We start from the raw sequence: 16,362 nt of genomic DNA on the forward strand, positions 1-16,362 counted from the left end.
GCGCGGACAATCCCGATTGCCTCGCCGATGCCTTTTTGATACATAGGCGCATGGCCGCGCCGCACCTATCCTCCCACGCCAGGTTGAACCCCCCGCCCGAACCGCCACCGGTCTCGGCGGCGATGGCGCTCGCGCATCGCAAGTACTGGCGTTTCAACCTCGCGTTGATCGCGGTGCTGATGACGCTTGGCTTCTTCGTCTCCTTCGTCGTGCCATTGCTGGCGCCCGCGCTCGCGCAGGTGCACGCAGGCGGCTTCAGGCTGCCGTTCTACTTTGGCGCACAAGGCGCAATCCTGATCTACCTCGCGTTGATCGTCGTCTATATCGTGCTGATGCAGCGCGCCGATCGTCAGTTGCAGCACGCGTTCGAAGCGGATTCGCAGCGCGATGCGGCAAGCTGTCCCGCCGCGGATTCCACCACCGGCGCGAACGATGACGTCACGATCGGCAAGGCCGCGCCGGCCGCGCGCGGGCGCTGAGCCGATGAAGCTCACGCATCGGCTGATCCGCTCGTACGCGCTCTATACGCTCGGCTTTCTGCTGTTCGTCTACGTGATGTGGCGCATCGAGCGCAGCACCGGTCCCGGGACGTGGATCGGCTATGTGTTCCTGTTCGTGCCGATCGCGGTGTATGCGGTGATCGGCGTGCTGTCGCGCACGTCCGACCTGGTCGAATACTACGTAGCGGGGCGGCGCGTGCCGTCGGCGTTCAACGGCATGGCGACCGCGGCCGACTGGTTGTCGGCCGCGTCGTTCATCGGTCTGGCCGGCTCGATCTACGCGACCGGCTACGACGGCCTCGCGTACATGATGGGCTGGACCGGCGGCTATTGCCTCGTCGCGTTCCTGCTCGCGCCGTATGTGCGCAAGCTCGCGCGCTACACGATTCCCGATTTTCTCGGCACGCGCTATTCGAGCAACGCGGTGCGCGGCCTCGCGGCGCTCGCCGCGATCCTGTGCTCGTTCGTTTATCTGGTCGCGCAGATCCAGGGCGTCGGGCTGATCGCGACGCGCTTTATCGGCGTCGATTTCGCGGTCGGCATTTTCTGCGGGCTCGCGGGCATTCTGGTGTGCTCGTTTCTGGGCGGCATGCGTGCCGTCACGTGGACCCAGGTCGCGCAGTACATCATCCTGATCCTCGCGATGCTGATACCGGTATCGATGATCGCGCACAAGGACGGCCTCGGCTGGGTGCCGCAATTCAGCTACGGGCGCCTGATGGAGCGCATGGAAGGGCTCGAGAAGCAGGTGCGCGACGCGCCGCTCGAGGAGCGCGTGCGCGACGACTATCGACGCCGCGCCGCGTTGATGCAACTGCGGCTCGATACGCTGCCGCAATCGTTCATCGAGGAAAAGCAGCGGCTCACGCAGGAGGTCGGCGATCTGCGCCGCCATAACGGTCCATTGCGCGAGATCAAGGAGCGCGAGCGCGCGCTCGAACAGTTTCCGCGCGATGCCGCCGCCGCGCAGATCGTCTGGAGTCAGAAGCGCGACGACATGCTGATGCGGGCGAGCGCGCCGGTGCCGATGCAGGAACCGTTTCCTGCTGTCGGTGAGGAAGACCGGAGCACGCACGCGCGTAACTTTCTATCGCTGCTGCTGTGTCTGTCGCTTGGCACGGCGAGCCTGCCGCATATCCTGACGCGCTATAACACGACGACTTCGGTGGCGTCGGCGCGGCGCTCGGTCGGCTGGACGCTCTTTTTCGTCGCGCTGTTCTATCTGACCGTGCCGGTGCTGGCGGTGCTGATCAAGTACGAGATCCTGTCGAATCTGGTCGGCCATCATTTCGCCGATCTGCCGCAGTGGCTGATGCAATGGCGCAAGGTCGAACCGAGCCTGATCAGCCTCGCCGATACGAACGGCGACGGTATCGTGCGCTGGAGCGAGATACAGATGCAGCCCGATATGGTCGTGCTCGCGGCGCCCGAGATCGCGGGGCTGCCGTATGTGATGTCGGGCTTGATCGCGGCGGGGGCGCTCGCGGCGGCGTTATCGACCGCGGATGGTCTGCTGCTGACGATCGCGAACGCGCTATCGCACGACGTGTACTACCACATGGTCGATCCGAACGCGTCGAGCCAGCGGCGCGTGACGATCTCGAAGATTCTGCTGCTGGGTGTCGCATTGTTCGCGTCGTACGTGGCGTCGCTGAATACGGGGAATATTCTGTTTCTGGTCGGGGCGGCGTTTTCGCTGGCGGCGTCGAGTCTGTTTCCGGCGCTCGTGCTCGGCGTGTTCTGGAAACGCACGACGCGGCTCGGCGCGGTGGCGGGGATGGTCGCGGGGCTCGTCGTGTGCATCTACTACATCGTGTCGACGTATCCGTTCTTCACGCAGATGACGGGATTCACAGGTGCGCGCTGGTTTGGCATCGAGCCGATCAGTTCGGGCGTGTTCGGTGTGCCGGCGGGTTTTCTCGTGGCGATCGGGGTGAGTTTGCTCGATCGAAAGGCGGACGCTTATACGATCGCGCTGGTCGACTATATCCGGCATCCATAGGCGGTTTGCGCGGGGCTTTGGCCAGGGTGTGGCGCAGGGCGCGAAGTTTGCTATAATTCGGCTCCCCGCCGGAGAGATGGATGAGCGGTTTAAGTCGCACGCCTGGAAAGCGTGTATAGGTTAATAGCCTATCGGGGGTTCGAATCCCCCTCTCTCCGCCAGAATGAAATATCAAAACCCTGCAAGTTCAGTGAATTGCAGGGTTTTTGTTTTTCTGACTGACAAATCGACTATCAAACGACCTTCAAACGACTTTCGGCGGGGCGCGGGTCAGGGACACCATAAGCGCATCGCTGACCGCGCCCCGCTGAAAGCGTATCGTGCGCACCCTGAGAGGGCAAATTCGTACTGGCAAGATGTTCGAGCAGTGCGCGCCGCGCCCCGTGGGGTCGGCAACAATCACATTGCTCCGGCGAGGCCGCGCATTTTGCGTTGGGCAAAAGTTGTGATCTTTCCACGGAAACGTTGATAAGACGGCAAATCCTGCACCGGTCCGCTAGTGTTGAGATCAAACGCTAGGCGCGCTCGCATCTCAAAGAAACGATTCTTAAATTTCCTCAAGCGAGCGCCCTGAGTCTCGCTCGCTTCACATAGGGCCTCGAGCAACAGCCCCTTGGCGTCTCTAACATCCTCCAGTCGGCGAATCGCGGGAATACAATCCAACTTCCCTCTGTAATCCGCGTTGCCGGCTATGCGCTTGATTGCCTCGCGATCGGTGAGGAGCCACGTTTCCAACTGCGTCACCGGAATGACTGGAATGACCTGGCGGATTCAACCGGTGGATGCAATAGTTTGCTGGAATCGTTCGGCGGGCGTCTCGTAGTCCAGTGTCTTTCTTGGACGCTCGTTCAGTCGTCTTGCCACAGCGTTGAGTTTGGCCTGCGAATACACTGACAGATCGGTACCTTTCGGGAAGTACTGCCTCAATAGTCCATTCGTGTTCTCATTCGACCCACGCTGCCAGGGATGTTGCGGGTCGCAGAAGTAGACGGCAATGTCGGTGGCGACGGTGAAGCGCTTGTGCCCGGCCATCTCCGTCCCCCGATCCCAGGTGAGCGACTTGTAGAGTTCCTGCGGTAACTTGCTGGCATGTTTGATGAGCGCATTGATGACCGTTTCGCTGTCCTTGCTGGCTATCTTCACCAGCATGACATAGCGTGTCTGGCGCTCGACGAGCGTCGCAATCTGGCTGCTGCCGCTACCGCACAGCAGATCACCTTCCCAGTGGCCCGGTACCGCGCGGTCTTCAACGCTAGCCGGGCGTTCGCTGATCGATACGGTGTCACGAATCCTGCCGTGATCCTCCGTCTTTAGCGTGTGATGGCGCGAACGGCGCATGGCCCGGGTGCGCCGCAGGTGCTCCAGCAACTCCTTCTTCAGGGCTCCACGGGCCTGTATGAAGAGAGAACGATAGATTGTCTCGTGGGACACGTGGTAGTCCTCGTTGTCTGGGTACGCGCGTCTGAGCCATCCGGCGATCTGCTGCGGTGACCACTGCAGTTGTAGCTTGGCTGCCACGATGTGCGCCAACATCCGGTGCTCAACCAGTTTACAGGCTTTGGGTCGCTGCGCGCGATCCCACGCGAGCTGATCGGCGTGGCTTGCCCGATAGCCGTCCGGGCCGCTGTTACGTTTGATCTCACGACAGATGGTGGAGGGAGCTCGCGAAAGTCGCATGGCGATTGACTGGATCGAATCGTCGGCCGCAAGTGCCCGTGAGATCTCTTCGCGCTCCTCCAGCGTCAATGCCAATCCCGATCGATGCCTTTGTGGTGGCTGGATTCCACCTGTCTCAGCCAGAATCCCCTGTACAGACGAGTGGTTCCGGTCAAAAAGCTGGGCGATCTTCTGGAGAGACTCTCCCTTCCGCCAACGTTCCCACATCAGCGCTTTCTGCTTCTCGCTGTAGTAAATCCGGCGTCGCTGTTTCATCTGCAACACTCCCACTGCTTGCGCAGTCTTCAGTGTGTTGCATCCACCGGTTGAATCCGCCCCCTGTCTGCTGCCACCAGACCGTCTGCGGCCGCGATGATTTCTTGTTCCCGCTGGACGATCCCAGCGTTGTCCGCGTCTCGATGGACAAATATCACGTCGGCGTTTGGATAGTGCCTCAATAGAGCATCAAGCTTCTCACGAACCGTGCGCCCAACTGGACGCTGGAACATGCTCAAATCCGGAGCTTCGCCGCTGACTTCTGAGAAACCCTCCTCAATTAAGACATTTTCGATATGGTCCACCAAATTCAAATCGGATGTGCCTTCGCCCGTGAGTATGAAACGTATTTTCATGTCCGCCTCCCCATCGTTTATTCTTCTAAGTCCAGCTCTATTTGAGCATTCGGCGGAAGTGTGAGATAAGCAATGATCGACCCTCGGTCGACGCAGGCGTTGTTTGGCACGTTTCGCCAGCTATCCTGCAAACTCTTGCAGCGAATCGTTGATGCCGGTTTGCCATCTGGCCCACGAACTTTGACGATATCTGCGTAGATCAGGTCGTCCGGCGTCTCGAGCTTCACCAGTACTGGTGAGTGTGTGGCAATAAAAATCTGCCGCATGGGGTTGTCCTCGCCTGCAGGCTGGTTCGCATCGACTGCCAACTCCTTGAGCAATCCAAGCATCGCACTCATCTTGGCGGGATGAATGCCATTCTCAGGTTCCTCAAAGCAGAGCAACCCTTTGAAGTCTGGGTCCTCAGCCATAATGCACAGTGCAAGGAATCGCAATGTACCGTCAGAAAGCGCTCGTGCTGGAAGGAAGGCGCCCGAGCGTTCCTTGACTTCAATGGTTAATAGTTGTCGGACCTGATCGACGTCGACCCTGACATCCGAAGTAGGAACAATCTCCGACAATCGACTGGCAATACGCGAACAGACGTTCTGATCTCGTCGCTGAAGTTTATACAACGTGGCGGCCAGTTTCCCCCCGTCTGCACCGACACTGCTTTCTTCGTGCATCTTGTTTGAACGCCGCATGGCGCTCGGCTCCAAGGAAAGAAAGCGCCATGACTGCATTTCCCTGCGCGCTGCGAGAACAGTGGGCCACACTGCGCTATTGGTATTTGCAACAACCGTCTTTGGAATTCGATGCGCGGGGATTTTTTGCGGTTGACCGCCACTGCCCCCGTCTTGGTGCAAATGAATTTCGGTTATGCCGTCGTCCACGACCTGTGTCGAAATGTATCCGGCTCCCTTCCGCTTATTCACGACTACCTGATCGCGAAACAGCGCGGCACTCAAAGGAAAATGAAGCTTGTTGGCCGCTTCGCCCTTATTGATGGCGGTTTCAAGGGTGAAGCGCAACGGGGTTAATGAAACGCAGGCGGAGGCAGTGAAGCGGCTTCGAGCATGCGTGCGAAGACCTCCAGAGGCGAGTGAAATGCGTGCGTAGCACGTGGCCTGCTATTCATGCTGTCAGCGATGGCGTCAAGTTCATCCTGGCTGCACACGGACAGATCCGTACCTTTGGGCAGGTACTGACGCAGCAACCCGTTGGTGTTCTCGCAGGTGCCGCGTTGCCACGGACTGTGCGGGTCGCAGAAGTACACGCGCACGCCGGTGGCGGCAGTGAGTTCGGTATGTCGCGCCATTTCCTTGCCCTGATCGTAGGTCAGGCTCTGGCGCATCGGAGCGGCGATGGAGTTCAGTTTGGCGCTGAAGCCAGCCAGCGCGGAGGCGGCAGTGGCGTCGTTCATCTTCGCCAGCAGCACAAGCCGGCTGGAACGCTCGACCAGCACGCCCACGGCGGAGCGGTTGCCCGCGCCCTTGTCGGGTAAGAACGTGCCGTTACCGGCACGTTCTCCCCTAAGAACCGGACGGGCGAGTCACCCCGCATCCGGCTCAAGCCATTCTTCAGCACCATGGGGTGGCACCGGACAGACCGACCGGATGTTTCGCGGCGCGACGACGGGCAAAGTAGGGCGTCCATGCCGGATCAAACGGATGGGCCGGTCCACGAACCTTAACGTGACGCGTAATCGCGACCGTCGTTGCGCGGAAGAGCCGCAGGCTACCGATACTGCCGTCAGACCGAACTGCCTCCGTCGCAAAGTCCCACGACCTTTGTCCGTCGGTCCGGAAGTATCGCCTCCTGACCCATCGTGCTCCTTTGGTGGGATGCCGGCGCAATGCCCACCTCCAGAGCAGTTGCCAGATGTGTGAGTCTATCAATGAGAAGATGGCCTTCGCCACGATGTGGCGGTGATACATGGCCCATCCCCGGATGACCGGGTTGAGTTGCTGTATCAGCGCGCGCTGCGTGGCGCTTGCGTTACCCTTGATGATTCCCCTGACCTTCTCAAGCAGCGAGCTGACACTTTTCCTCGCTGGCTTGATCAGCAGTTTGCCGCCGTACTTGCGTACGTTCTGGCCCAGGAAATCGAAACCCTCCGTTATGCGTGTAATCCGGGTTTTCTCCTCCGACAGTTCCAGACCACGAACCGCCATGAAGCGACGGATCGCAGGAAGAACCACGGATTCCAGTACTTCTTTCGAAGCACCGGTCACCACGAAATCATCGGCATACCGGATAACGTTGAGTTTGGCCGTGCGACGTGCGAGTTTCGAGACACCGATGCTCGCGTGTACTGCCGCCTCAAGTCCATCCAGCGCCATATTCGCGATCACGGGCGAGGCAATACCCCCTTGGGGTGTGCCCGCCCGCGACTCGAACCGGGTTCCCTCATCAATATATCCGGCCTCAAGCCACCTGCGCAGGATCGCCTTATCCATCGGTATGTGCTCCCGAAGCCAGAGGTGACTGAAGTTGTCGAAACAGCCTCGTATGTCACCTTCCAGAATCCACTCTGGCGATACACGCCTAGCCAGAGCGATGAAGCATTGTTCGATGGCGTCGGCAGTCGAGCGCTCGGGCCGAAAGCCGTAGGAATTCGGATCCGCCAGTGTCTCGGCCACGGGTTCCAGTGCGAGCTTCCATAAAGCCTGCATCGCCCGGCACCGCATACACGGAATTCCTAACGGACGCTTCTTTCCATTACTCTTGGGAATGTAGACACGTCGCAGCGGCATCGCGCGATAGCCACGATGACGCAGCGACAGCATTCCGTTCCATCTGGCCGCCGGTGATGACCAGATCTTCCCGTCCACCCCCGGCGTTCTCTTGCCGCGATTTTCTGTCACCCGCTTCACGGCCAGCATCTTGCCGTGATACGAGCGGGTCAGCAGACGTTGCAAGACCTTCACCTTGCCCCATCGGCCTTCCCCGGACTGCCTTGGCGATACGCAACTGAAGTCGTTTCACCTCTGCCTCGATGTATGTCCAGTTCGCCTGGTCCCACATCTGGGCGGCGCGCGAGGACGCACCAGCGCCCGACACTAGCGTATCGTTCGCCGTCATCTGCTTTTCCTCGTACAACGATTCGTCAAATTTTTCTCGCCATGAATGACCGCGCGGAAGTCAGCCCGCTTTCGCGTCGGACGATGTCTCAGTCCGTATCCCGTCCATTACAGGCGGGCCTTCGCTTTTTCCGCATTCCTTTACCCGCAGCGCCAACAGCGTTCCTTGCGGTTCGCCTGCCGTTGCCGGCAGCACTATGGGCTTACCCTGTTCCGCATGAATCTCAGGATGGTGCGGACCCGTCCTATGCGCCGGCGGCGTTCTGTCCATGATGGCCCATTCATCAGAGGCCATTCCTTGCCGCATACCGTTTTGGTTCAAGCCTGTCAGCACGTTTGGCTTGTTAGGCGTAACGGCGCGTTTGAGACGTTCACATGTGTTGGTCGTACCCATCCATCCCTTGCGCCTCTCCGCCTTCGTGCTGGCAGATTCCGCCTTGCCTCGCGGCTCGGCGTACCGGATATCCGGCGGCTACGTTGTCCCCGAGGCTTCACACAGCACTGTTACCGGTTCTGCATGCGCGGGTAGGGAACAGCTGATGGAACAGCCGGTTTCGTCAGGTCATGCCTACCCCCTTGAAACAGAGAAACATGCGACTTGCAGGTCGCACGATGAAGTCGCCCTCCCAATGTCCGGGCATGACGCGATCGTCGACTTCAGGAGGACGCACATGGATGCTCAGCATGCCGGCCAGCTGGCCGCGCCTGTCGTTGCCGCGACTGCGCGGCATACGCGTATTGTGGGTCTGGCGCAGACACGCGATGAGCTGGCGACGCAGCTCGCCGCGCGGCCGCGCGTAGATCGCGTTGTAGATCGTCTCGTGCGAGACATGCATGCTCGGGTCATCAGGCCACATGCGTTTCAGGGTACCGGAGATCTGCTGTGGCGACCACTTCCAATCCAGCAGGCTGAGCACAATGCGCCACAGCGCGCCTTGCGGGTCCAGTTTGTGCGGCGGGCGAGCCGCCGCCCGACGGCTCGAACTGATGGCCTGCGCGTGAACCGAAGCGTAGCCACGCACAGCACAGGTATTGCGTGCCAGCTCGCGGCTTACACTCGACGCCGAGCGGCGGAGCGTTCGGGCCATGGCCCGAACGCTCAACCCCTGCTGTTTCATGCTGGCAATAGTGAGACGTTCTTCAGGCTGCAACTGCTGATATGTTCGCGAATTCATGTGCGCACCTTAGCAGGTCCAAGGTGTTGCACTTCACAATTGAGGCCGCCCTCCGAATCGCGTACCGCCAATGCAGCTTCCATAATGGACTTATCGCTCAGCAGCGAGAGGAATTTTATCGCATCGAAAATGTTCGACTTGCCGACGCCATTGAGCCCTGCGATGCAATTGAAAGGGCCAAACGACACGGAAAAGTTGAGCAGGTTTTTGAATCCGTGAGCTTCGAGCTTAGTAAGCATAGCTTTCCCGGTTATCTAGCCAGCGGGCGAGGTGGCAGCCTACGATGTCTTGTTACTGGCTCTTTCGTCTACTAGCGGACGCTGGCTTGGTCGTGCCAGATCATAACGCGCCATTCCAATATTGGGTATCAGAGACGGTAATGAATCGTCCGTCTGATTGATCTGGTGGACCGTCCTCTCGGCAGTCATTGTCTTGACCATTGAATGAAGCCAAGTCGCCATTGCGTGGCAGTTAGCCCGTAGTAGGCAGCGATTACCGCGAGGGCTCCGACGACGACGCCAACCGCCGTCTTGGCGGCATGACTCAAAAGGCTCATAGCTCTTTCCCATACGCACACGAGTGCAGCACTGTAGCGCACGCGGACCAAGATCTGCGCCGCTAATCCGTGCCCCCTGCGACGCAGCGTGCCTGTCTGTTTTTCCCCCATATGGCCCTCCGCCAAATGCTTGGGGAAAGTTGAACCGCGAAGCCATTCCCGCGAGCGTCTTTTTTTTTCCGTTTCAGCGAGAGCCGTCGAGATTTTGGGCGGTCGCCCATGTACGGACTGCCTGTCGCACAGTAATTATCTGACTGCTGTCAACTCCGGCAGCGACTTCAGATAGACCATCGACACACCCATGTCCCTGTCCGTATTTGAAATGCACTCCGTGGAGCTGTTCTGCCAGCGGCCACCGGGTGCCTGTTATGTCATCTGCGACGAATGGCACTATAAAGCGTGCCTCGGCAAGGCCGCAGACCTTCAGAGAGCCAGGGCGGAGACCCGGGAATTTCTTGCTATCGCCGCACTGAATCGCAGGAAGTGGGAGGAGGACCGGAAACTGATTAGGAATCTCATTGGCAGTCACTGGCTGTTTTTTCATGATGTACGGGACCGGAATCCTGACTCCGATGGCTGGCGGGTCATCGTTGCTCTGCTCGAAGAGGTGCGCCGGGGCAAACTGCTTGCCGTTAAAGGTCCGCGTAATGGCCTGTTTCCGTCACCGTACAGCAGCACGCCGTTAATGAATCCCGTAGCGAGGACCGGCAGTCACCCGGACGGTGAACCTGTGCTGTCCGTCCAGTATGATCCGGCCACCTGGCAAACCCGGCTGGACGCTGCGCGCGCAGCCAGGGCTGGCGATAGGGGTGCATCAACGCTGCTTGGTGATGCGCAGCCATTCGAGTATCGGCCTGACATGCCTGATGTAGACGCCGTGCAGGTCGCTGGCAATCAGGGAACACCTCGCAACAATCAGGCACAGAACAAACAAACCGATGACATCGCTCGAATTTTGCGGCTAACGCCCGGTCAATCCCGGCAGCTTCACGACGAGATTACCGGTCAAGGGCTCGGGTTTCATGAAATCATGGAGCGCGCGAAAGATATGTTCAACCTGTGGTAATTGACAAGGTCAGAACAGGAGAATTTTGATGGTTGATACACAGAAAGAAATCGGGCGTCGTTTATCGGCGCTTCAGGGCCTGCAATTGAGCAGCGTGAACCGTGCTGCCGATATGCTGACTTTGGGGTTTGGCGATCTGCGGCCCGTCACCAACTTTCGCGGCGTTATCAAACATGTCGGCGAATGGGCACTCCATATCCAATGCGCTTGGAGGCTAGAGGAAACGGCTCAAGTTGTGGCAACTCAAGAAGATCTCAGCGGGTCCGACGAAAGCGCATACGCGACTGCGGATCACCTTCGAGGACTGCTGGTAGAGCGCGGACCTTGTATTGTCGATGGCGTGTCAGTCAGTGATGACGGGGGCATGATCGTTTCGCTGTCGCGCGGATTTCGTCTCGTCGTTACCCCGGATGGAATCGAAGGAGCCGAAGACTGGCGATTTTTCGCCCCAGGCGTTGACGCGGCGCATCTTGTGATTAAAGGTGGGGCCGTCGCCCCTGAGTCTTTCGAGTGAAAAGTAAAAGCCGATCCTTGCACCCCAGTTCGATCGTCGTTCGCTACGACACCGAGAAAAAATGCTGGTGTGCAATGCTGTCGCCGAAGCGGCAATACGTCCGTTGTGCGAGGGGAAACTGGACATTCCCGTACTGCTGGAAGAATTCGATTTCAAGCTTGACGACGAGTTCGCACGTCGTTTTGGCGCTGCCATTCTGAGCCTGCTGGCTGAATACAAGCTGGAGCTGAAACAGTTCGTTTCTGTCACTCCGGCACCATAGAGAGCTTGTCCGTTTCGCGCTGTCCGGCAGAAACGGAGAACAACCCGAGGACATCTCGAAGCTGGAAGAGACGATGACGCCTCGATTCGCACCGTACGATTTGCGAAATACGAAGATTGCCTTCGAGCAGGAAATCATCGAGAACGGCAATTGGAAACTCGTGATGGAAAATAACCGCGAGTGCTACCACTGCCAGGCCACTCATCCGGAACTAACGGCCTCATTCCTGCCCGAAGACTTCGGCTTCTGTCCAGAGAATCTGAGCGAAGAATCGCTGTGCGCACTCGAAGACTACAAGACGCGTAACGCAGCGTGCCAGACGAGCTGGGAGCGCGATGGGTTCATAGGCGAGGCCGTCGAGTGGCTTGACGAAGATGCGGTCACCCAGTTCCGGGCGCAGCAACTTGGCATCGCCGGCGAAGGCGAGTCGCAGACCATCAGCACCAGGGTCGCCAGCACGAAGCTGTTCGGCAATCTCACGCGACGCGACCTCGGCGACCAGCACCTGTGGACACACAACTCATGGACTCACGTCATGAGCGACCACGCGGTCATCTCGTCGGTCATCTCGTACATCATTCCCGTTGCCCCCGACAAGACGCTGGTGCGCACCAAGTGGCTGGTTTATGCCGATGCGGTTGAGGGTGCCGATTACAACCTCAAGGATTTGACTGAAGTCTGGATAGCGACCAACACACAGGACAAGCACCTGGTGGAAATCACGCACGAAGGTACGCAAGACCCGGCATATGTGCCGGGTGTGTTCTCGCCGTTCACCGAAGCCTATGTCGACCAGTTTTCACGCTGGTATGCGGTCCGCCTGAGCGCGCACGGCATCTGAAGCAGAGTCACCATCATGAATTCCGTAGAAAAGATGTTTGACCGGGCACCGGAGATTGTCGACCGACTCACTCACGCCGGAACCTGGGAAAGTGGTGCCCGGCATTGGCCGAGTGGTGAACAGCAAACGCTGACGTGCTGCCGCATCGTTGACGAAACGCACGACGTCAAGAGCTTCGAGTTCCGCACGGAGGATGGTTTGCCAGTGCGCTTTGAGCCGGGGCAGTTCATGACGGTGTCCGCGAACGTACAGGGACACACAGTCGAACGCTGCTACACGATTTCTTCGCCGCCAACGCGTCCATATCTGGTGTCCATTACCGTCAAGCGCGTGCCTGGCGGCGTCATGTCGAACTGGCTTCACGACAATATGAAGCCGGGGGGGCAGTTGCGCGCATATGGTCCGTCGGGAACCTTCACGTCTACGGTTTCCGCTGCGCCAAAGTCGCTCTATCTGTCAGCCGGTTCGGGAGTGACGCCACTGATGTCGATGACCCGGGCGAGCATCGACCTCGGGCTTGACCGGGATATCGCATTTGTGCACAGCGCGAGGACGCCTGCCGATATCGTTTTTCGCGCGGAACTGCAAAGGCTGGCGAAGCTGTCGCCGCGACTGAAGCTGTTCTTCGTATGCGAAGGCATCGGTGACGAAGGCGACTGGGCTGGCGCGACAGGTCGGCTTAGCCTGCAACGGCTTTCTGAATGGCTGCCCGACTTCAAGGAGCGGGAATTCTTCACCTGCGGCCCTGCCGGCTACATGTCCGCAGTAAAAGAATTGCTCCACGAAGGCGGTCACGACCCGGACCGTTACCATCAGGAAAGCTTCACTTTCGCGCCGGCTGTGGCGCCGGAGCCTGTGGAGGAAAAGAACGGTGCGGTTCGAGAGGTGTTCACGGTCAGGCTTTCCCGCTCGGCCAGGACGTTCACCATGAGCCCGTCTGACACCGTGCTGGCTGCTGCCAGGAAGAACAGCGTCCCGATACCGTCGTCCTGCAGTCAGGGTGTATGCGGGACGTGTAAAACCAGGGTGCTCGAGGGCACTGTGGATATGAAGCACAACGGTGGGATTCGTGAAAGAGAGGTTCAAAAGGGCTTCCGTTTGCTTTGCTGCAGCCGACGCACATCGGACCTCGTTCTCGAGCTTTGAAACTGCATTCCGAATTCCTCCCGCGATAGTCCGGTCGTGCGGACTGTGCTCCAGATTGAGGTTGGCGCGAGCGGCGCTGCACATGGTGATGACAAGGTAACGGTGGTGCGGCAAAACCAACGTGCTAGACTGCATCGGTGGTCATTCGCAACATAAACATTGCCGATACACCCAACATGAATACTTCCTTCGTGAATCCGTTGCCAGGCGTTCCAGATGTTGAATCGCCGTTCTTCGACGAGCTTTTCGCCCAGAAGGAGGCATCTGAAAACGTTTTACGTGTGGCCAGACAACTCCGTGAGAATGGCTTCGCGATTATCGATTTTCCGGATGCCGAGTTCGACGCGCGCGCGGAACGAATCAAAACGAAATTCCATGGAAGGTTTGATTTTGACCACTGGCGCGACGAGCTCTGGCATAAAAATGACGGCATGAGGGTGCAGGACGCGTGGGAGACCGACGAGGACGTGCGATCGCTGGCCTCCAATCCACAGATTCTTCATCTTCTTTCCCAGCTCTACGGACGCCGTGCCATCCCGTTCCAGACGCTGAACTTTCCTGTCGGAACCCAGCAGCCTATCCACAACGACGCCATACACTTTTCGTGCGTTCCAGAGCGCTTCATGTGCGGTGTGTGAGTCGCATTGGAAGACGTGGACGGCACCAATGGCGCGCTCGAATACTATCCGGGCAGCCACAAATTTCCGACCTATGTGAATGAGCACATGGGCGTCTGCTCGGCAACGCAGCACAAGCCCACGGCGCACTACGCTCGATACTTGAGCCTCTGGCAGCAACTGATCAGGAAAGCAGGAATCGCCCCTGTAACGTTCCACGCCAGGAAGGGGCAGGCACTGATTTGGGCTTCGAACCTGCTGCATGGCGGCTCGAAGCAGACCGATCCAACCCGTACCCGTTGGAGTCAGGTCACGCACTATTACTTCGAAAACTGCGTGTACTACACCCCTGTGGTATCTGACCCGGCGTTCGGTCAGACCCACTATCGACAGATCAAGGATGCCAGCACAGGTTTTGTTCAGCCCAACATTTATTCTGGAGTCGAGGTCGAGCATGCCGTCATCGAACGCAGCATGCCTGATGCATTTGAGCCTTACGCAAGGCCGAAACTCCCACCGGATTTCGATTCCGCCGTCTATCTCCAACTCAATCCGGACATTGCGGCAGCCAATGCAGATCCGGCGGCACACTACCTTGAACACGGGTGTCGGGAAGGGCGGCGGTGGAAGTTTCTCTGAGACGTGGGGTATTCGATCCACGCCGGTTCAGCCATCTGATCGGCAAGGTCGGGCTCGGAGTGGCCACGCCAGGTGAGATCGAACCAACCTCGCGCTCCGACGAGTCGCTTACTCGCTCAGAAGACGCCTCAATTCCTCGAGAAACGAAGCGGTCGTGTAGCCCCACAACGCCGGGTCGAAATCTTGCCCGTAATCCGTTTCAAACGCTGAATCCAGATCATCCGGGTGCTCGCTTATGAACGAATCTATTTCGTGGATCATTTCGAGTTGGCTTTCCCGCGGGCAGTCCCTCTTGTAGCATGAAACAATTTCCGGAATCGTATCTCCCCATAAATCAGAATCCTGATTAAGGTATGCGCCAAACAACTGATACAGTTTCGGGTAACGATCATCCAACATATGCAGTAAGAATGTAGTACGGCATTCCATTGTAGGTTTGATATTTCAGTACAACGACAACCTCATTCATCCGCGTCAATTTTCCTGTCTGTCGTGCAATTCCCGAGAGGCGCGAAGCTTCGACGAGCCTCACCCCTCATCCCCCTCCCGCAACTCCCCCGTATTCCCCCGTTCCGCGCAAGCGCCCGTAACAGGCGGCCGCCCCCGCGTCGCCTCTGACAGCGTCACTCCCTCCTGAATCCCAGCCTTCGCCAGCATATGTGCGCTAATCGGCGCGGTGAGAAACAGAAACGCCGGAATCAGCAACTCATGCAGGCTCGCGAAGTTGTTATGCGCGCTGAAATACACCACCGACGCGAGCACGATGCCGCCCACACCGAGCGTGGTCGACTTGGTCGGACCGTGCAGCCGCATGAAGAAGTCGGGCAGCCGGGCGAGCCCGACCGCCCCGACCAGCGTGAACAGGCTGCCGGCCAGCAGCAGCAAACAAACGATCGCTTCGACAAAAGTTTCCATCGGCATACCCCACGCTAGTTGAGTTCGATGATGTCGCCGCGCTGCAGGTACTTGGTGAGCGCGACGGTACCCACGAAACCCATCACGGCAATCAGAAGCGCAACCTCGAAGAGCACCGTCGAGCGCAAGCTGATGCCGTACACGACGATCAACGCGATCGCATTGATGTTGAGCGTGTCGAGCGCGACGATGCGATCGGGCAGCGACGGCCCGCGCACGAGGCGCCACAGCGCGAGCAGGAACGCGATGCCGAGGATCGCGAGCGAGATCGGAATCACGATGGCTAGCATGCGAAGATCTCCATCAATGGGGCTTCATAACGGGACTTGATGAGCGCGATGAGTGCCGCTTCGTCGCCGAGATCAAGCACGTGCACGGAGAGGCGCGTGCGGTCGTCGCTGAGTTCGGCGCACAGTGTGCCAGGGCTCAGCGAGACCACGCTGATAAGCACCGTGAGCGCGATCTCGTGGGTGCTGTCGAGCGGCACTTCGATGAATGCCGGGCGCATCCGCTGCGTCGGGCCGAGCACGAGCAGCGCGACCTCGACGTTGGCCACGATGATATCGACCAACACATGCCAGGCGAGGAGCACGAGCAGCCACGGTCGGCCGAAGCGCACCGGTCGCAGCCACAAGCCTTCGGCGACGCGAAAAGAGATCGCGTAGCCGAGCGCGGCGCCGAGCAGCAGATTGCCCGGTGAGACGTCGTTCATCAGCAGCACCCAGCAGATGATCAGCAAGACCGCGAGCCACGGGTGGGGGAAGAGCCTTTTCAACATC

19 protein-coding genes, 1 tRNA gene and 3 pseudogenes are annotated in these 16,362 nt (G+C 58.9%); 10 read left to right on the forward strand and 13 right to left on the reverse strand.

The genetic code is table 11. From position 1 onward, the window contains the following. Positions 1-50 precede the first annotated feature (50 nt). The 3 genes from OKW40_RS22420 (at position 51) to OKW40_RS22430 (ending at position 2,663) form a co-directional block, all read left to right on the forward strand. Positions 51-479, forward strand: coding sequence for a DUF4212 domain-containing protein (locus OKW40_RS22420; protein WP_429491527.1), 429 nt, complete (start codon positions 51-53; stop codon positions 477-479). Between the two features lie 4 nt (positions 480-483). Beyond that, a complete protein-coding gene (locus tag OKW40_RS22425) occupies positions 484-2,502 on the forward strand; it encodes a sodium:solute symporter family protein (RefSeq protein WP_429491529.1) in 2,019 nt (672 codons plus the stop codon). A gap of 70 nt (positions 2,503-2,572) precedes the next feature. Beyond that, positions 2,573-2,663 (forward strand) — tRNA-Ser (locus OKW40_RS22430). Positions 2,664-2,901: 238 nt separating this feature from the next. On the opposite strand, the gene OKW40_RS22435 is transcribed toward OKW40_RS22430, so the two are convergent. The 8 genes and pseudogenes from OKW40_RS22435 to OKW40_RS22470 all read right to left on the reverse strand — a co-directional run bounded on the left by OKW40_RS22435 (position 2,902) and on the right by OKW40_RS22470 (position 9,266). After that, positions 2,902-3,237: a hypothetical protein gene (locus OKW40_RS22435; RefSeq protein WP_429491531.1), complete on the reverse strand. Its 336-nt coding sequence runs from the start codon at positions 3,235-3,237 to the stop codon at positions 2,902-2,904. A 36-nt stretch (positions 3,238-3,273) separates the two neighbouring features. Continuing rightward, entirely contained in the window at positions 3,274-4,434 is a 1,161-nt protein-coding gene (locus OKW40_RS22440; RefSeq protein WP_429488392.1) for an IS30 family transposase, read from the reverse strand. Positions 4,435-4,463: 29 nt separating this feature from the next. Then, entirely contained in the window at positions 4,464-4,790 is a 327-nt protein-coding gene (locus OKW40_RS22445; RefSeq protein WP_429491533.1) for a hypothetical protein, read from the reverse strand. Between the two features lie 17 nt (positions 4,791-4,807). Next, complete coding sequence (locus OKW40_RS22450) at positions 4,808-5,800, reverse strand: AAA family ATPase (RefSeq protein WP_429491535.1); 993 nt, start codon at positions 5,798-5,800, stop codon at positions 4,808-4,810. A gap of 5 nt (positions 5,801-5,805) precedes the next feature. Then, positions 5,806-6,264: pseudogene (locus tag OKW40_RS22455) on the reverse strand (IS30 family transposase); the annotation flags it as partial. 85 nt (positions 6,265-6,349) lie between these two features. Continuing rightward, positions 6,350-7,690, reverse strand: a complete 1,341-nt coding sequence (ltrA, locus tag OKW40_RS22460; RefSeq protein ID WP_429491537.1) for a group II intron reverse transcriptase/maturase — start codon at positions 7,688-7,690, stop codon at positions 6,350-6,352. A gap of 773 nt (positions 7,691-8,463) precedes the next feature. Further along, a pseudogene (locus OKW40_RS22465) lies at positions 8,464-9,027 on the reverse strand (IS30 family transposase); the annotation flags it as partial. After that, positions 9,024-9,266, reverse strand: a complete 243-nt coding sequence (locus tag OKW40_RS22470) for an AAA family ATPase (protein WP_429491539.1) — start codon at positions 9,264-9,266, stop codon at positions 9,024-9,026. The pseudogene OKW40_RS22465 and the gene OKW40_RS22470, both read right to left, overlap by 4 nt. A 618-nt stretch (positions 9,267-9,884) precedes the next feature. On the opposite strand from OKW40_RS22470, the gene OKW40_RS22475 reads away from it, so the two are divergent. From OKW40_RS22475 to OKW40_RS22505, 7 genes and pseudogenes are all read left to right on the forward strand, one after another. Beyond that, on the forward strand, positions 9,885-10,649 hold the full coding sequence (locus OKW40_RS22475) for a hypothetical protein (RefSeq protein WP_429491541.1): 765 nt from the start codon (positions 9,885-9,887) through the stop codon (positions 10,647-10,649). 28 nt (positions 10,650-10,677) lie between these two features. Then, entirely contained in the window at positions 10,678-11,163 is a 486-nt protein-coding gene (locus tag OKW40_RS22480; protein WP_260330531.1) for a hypothetical protein, read from the forward strand. A 61-nt stretch (positions 11,164-11,224) separates the two neighbouring features. Further along, entirely contained in the window at positions 11,225-11,425 is a 201-nt protein-coding gene (locus OKW40_RS22485; RefSeq protein ID WP_184032630.1) for a hypothetical protein, read from the forward strand. A gap of 37 nt (positions 11,426-11,462) precedes the next feature. Beyond that, positions 11,463-12,266, forward strand: a pseudogene (locus tag OKW40_RS22490) (RHO alpha subunit C-terminal catalytic domain-containing protein); the annotation flags it as partial. A 15-nt stretch (positions 12,267-12,281) separates the two neighbouring features. Further along, positions 12,282-13,412, forward strand: coding sequence for a 2Fe-2S iron-sulfur cluster-binding protein (locus tag OKW40_RS22495; RefSeq protein WP_429491543.1), 1,131 nt, complete (start codon positions 12,282-12,284; stop codon positions 13,410-13,412). Between the two features lie 176 nt (positions 13,413-13,588). Then, positions 13,589-14,050 carry a hypothetical protein gene (locus OKW40_RS22500; protein ID WP_429356917.1) on the forward strand — a complete coding sequence of 154 codons (462 nt, stop codon included), beginning with the start codon at positions 13,589-13,591 and terminating at the stop codon, positions 14,048-14,050. Between the two features lie 6 nt (positions 14,051-14,056). Beyond that, on the forward strand, positions 14,057-14,668 hold the full coding sequence (locus OKW40_RS22505) for a phytanoyl-CoA dioxygenase family protein (protein WP_429491546.1): 612 nt from the start codon (positions 14,057-14,059) through the stop codon (positions 14,666-14,668). A 108-nt stretch (positions 14,669-14,776) separates the two neighbouring features. Here the strand turns inward: OKW40_RS22505 and OKW40_RS22510 are convergent, their stop codons facing one another. The 5 genes from OKW40_RS22510 to OKW40_RS22530 are packed head-to-tail and all read right to left on the reverse strand — an operon-like array spanning position 14,777 to position 16,361. Beyond that, positions 14,777-15,067 (reverse strand): contact-dependent growth inhibition system immunity protein, encoded by a 291-nt coding sequence (locus tag OKW40_RS22510; RefSeq protein WP_429336071.1) that lies wholly within the window; start codon positions 15,065-15,067, stop codon positions 14,777-14,779. Then, entirely contained in the window at positions 15,057-15,137 is an 81-nt protein-coding gene (locus OKW40_RS22515) for a hypothetical protein (RefSeq protein WP_409259047.1), read from the reverse strand. Before OKW40_RS22515 ends, OKW40_RS22510 begins: the two co-directional genes overlap by 11 nt. A gap of 59 nt (positions 15,138-15,196) precedes the next feature. After that, on the reverse strand, positions 15,197-15,589 hold the full coding sequence (locus OKW40_RS22520) for a Na+/H+ antiporter subunit G (protein ID WP_429491548.1): 393 nt from the start codon (positions 15,587-15,589) through the stop codon (positions 15,197-15,199). A gap of 8 nt (positions 15,590-15,597) precedes the next feature. Further along, the gene (locus OKW40_RS22525; protein WP_018418609.1) at positions 15,598-15,873 is read right to left on the reverse strand and encodes a K+/H+ antiporter subunit F; all 276 of its coding nucleotides are present in this window, start codon (positions 15,871-15,873) and stop codon (positions 15,598-15,600) included. Further along, positions 15,867-16,361 (reverse strand): Na+/H+ antiporter subunit E, encoded by a 495-nt coding sequence (locus OKW40_RS22530; protein ID WP_184032634.1) that lies wholly within the window; start codon positions 16,359-16,361, stop codon positions 15,867-15,869. The genes OKW40_RS22525 and OKW40_RS22530 overlap by 7 nt, the downstream gene beginning before the upstream one ends. Position 16,362 lies beyond the last annotated feature (1 nt).

The sequence above is a fragment of the Paraburkholderia sp. RAU6.4a genome (assembly GCF_050435625.1).
In the GTDB taxonomy this organism is placed as follows: domain Bacteria; phylum Pseudomonadota; class Gammaproteobacteria; order Burkholderiales; family Burkholderiaceae; genus Paraburkholderia; species Paraburkholderia tuberum.

What these genes read in the sequence shown, in the direction of transcription:
- OKW40_RS22440 (WP_429488392.1), bottom strand. Translation starts at nt 4,434, where the DNA reads ATGAAACAGCGACGCCGGATTTACTACAGCGAGAAGCAGAAAGCGCTG.
- OKW40_RS22425 (WP_429491529.1), top strand. Translation starts at nt 484, where the DNA reads ATGAAGCTCACGCATCGGCTGATCCGCTCGTACGCGCTCTATACGCTC.
- OKW40_RS22515 (WP_409259047.1), bottom strand. Translation starts at nt 15,137, where the DNA reads ATGAATGAGGTTGTCGTTGTACTGAAATATCAAACCTACAATGGAATG.
- OKW40_RS22475 (WP_429491541.1), top strand. Translation starts at nt 9,885, where the DNA reads ATGTCCCTGTCCGTATTTGAAATGCACTCCGTGGAGCTGTTCTGCCAG.
- OKW40_RS22470 (WP_429491539.1), bottom strand. Translation starts at nt 9,266, where the DNA reads ATGCTTACTAAGCTCGAAGCTCACGGATTCAAAAACCTGCTCAACTTT.
- OKW40_RS22445 (WP_429491533.1), bottom strand. Translation starts at nt 4,790, where the DNA reads ATGAAAATACGTTTCATACTCACGGGCGAAGGCACATCCGATTTGAAT.
- OKW40_RS22520 (WP_429491548.1), bottom strand. Translation starts at nt 15,589, where the DNA reads ATGCCGATGGAAACTTTTGTCGAAGCGATCGTTTGTTTGCTGCTGCTG.
- OKW40_RS22510 (WP_429336071.1), bottom strand. Translation starts at nt 15,067, where the DNA reads ATGTTGGATGATCGTTACCCGAAACTGTATCAGTTGTTTGGCGCATAC.
- OKW40_RS22530 (WP_184032634.1), bottom strand. Translation starts at nt 16,361, where the DNA reads ATGTTGAAAAGGCTCTTCCCCCACCCGTGGCTCGCGGTCTTGCTGATC.
- OKW40_RS22495 (WP_429491543.1), top strand. Translation starts at nt 12,282, where the DNA reads ATGAATTCCGTAGAAAAGATGTTTGACCGGGCACCGGAGATTGTCGAC.
- OKW40_RS22500 (WP_429356917.1), top strand. Translation starts at nt 13,589, where the DNA reads ATGAATACTTCCTTCGTGAATCCGTTGCCAGGCGTTCCAGATGTTGAA.
- OKW40_RS22420 (WP_429491527.1), top strand. Translation starts at nt 51, where the DNA reads ATGGCCGCGCCGCACCTATCCTCCCACGCCAGGTTGAACCCCCCGCCC.
- OKW40_RS22485 (WP_184032630.1), top strand. Translation starts at nt 11,225, where the DNA reads ATGCTGGTGTGCAATGCTGTCGCCGAAGCGGCAATACGTCCGTTGTGC.
- OKW40_RS22525 (WP_018418609.1), bottom strand. Translation starts at nt 15,873, where the DNA reads ATGCTAGCCATCGTGATTCCGATCTCGCTCGCGATCCTCGGCATCGCG.
- OKW40_RS22480 (WP_260330531.1), top strand. Translation starts at nt 10,678, where the DNA reads ATGGTTGATACACAGAAAGAAATCGGGCGTCGTTTATCGGCGCTTCAG.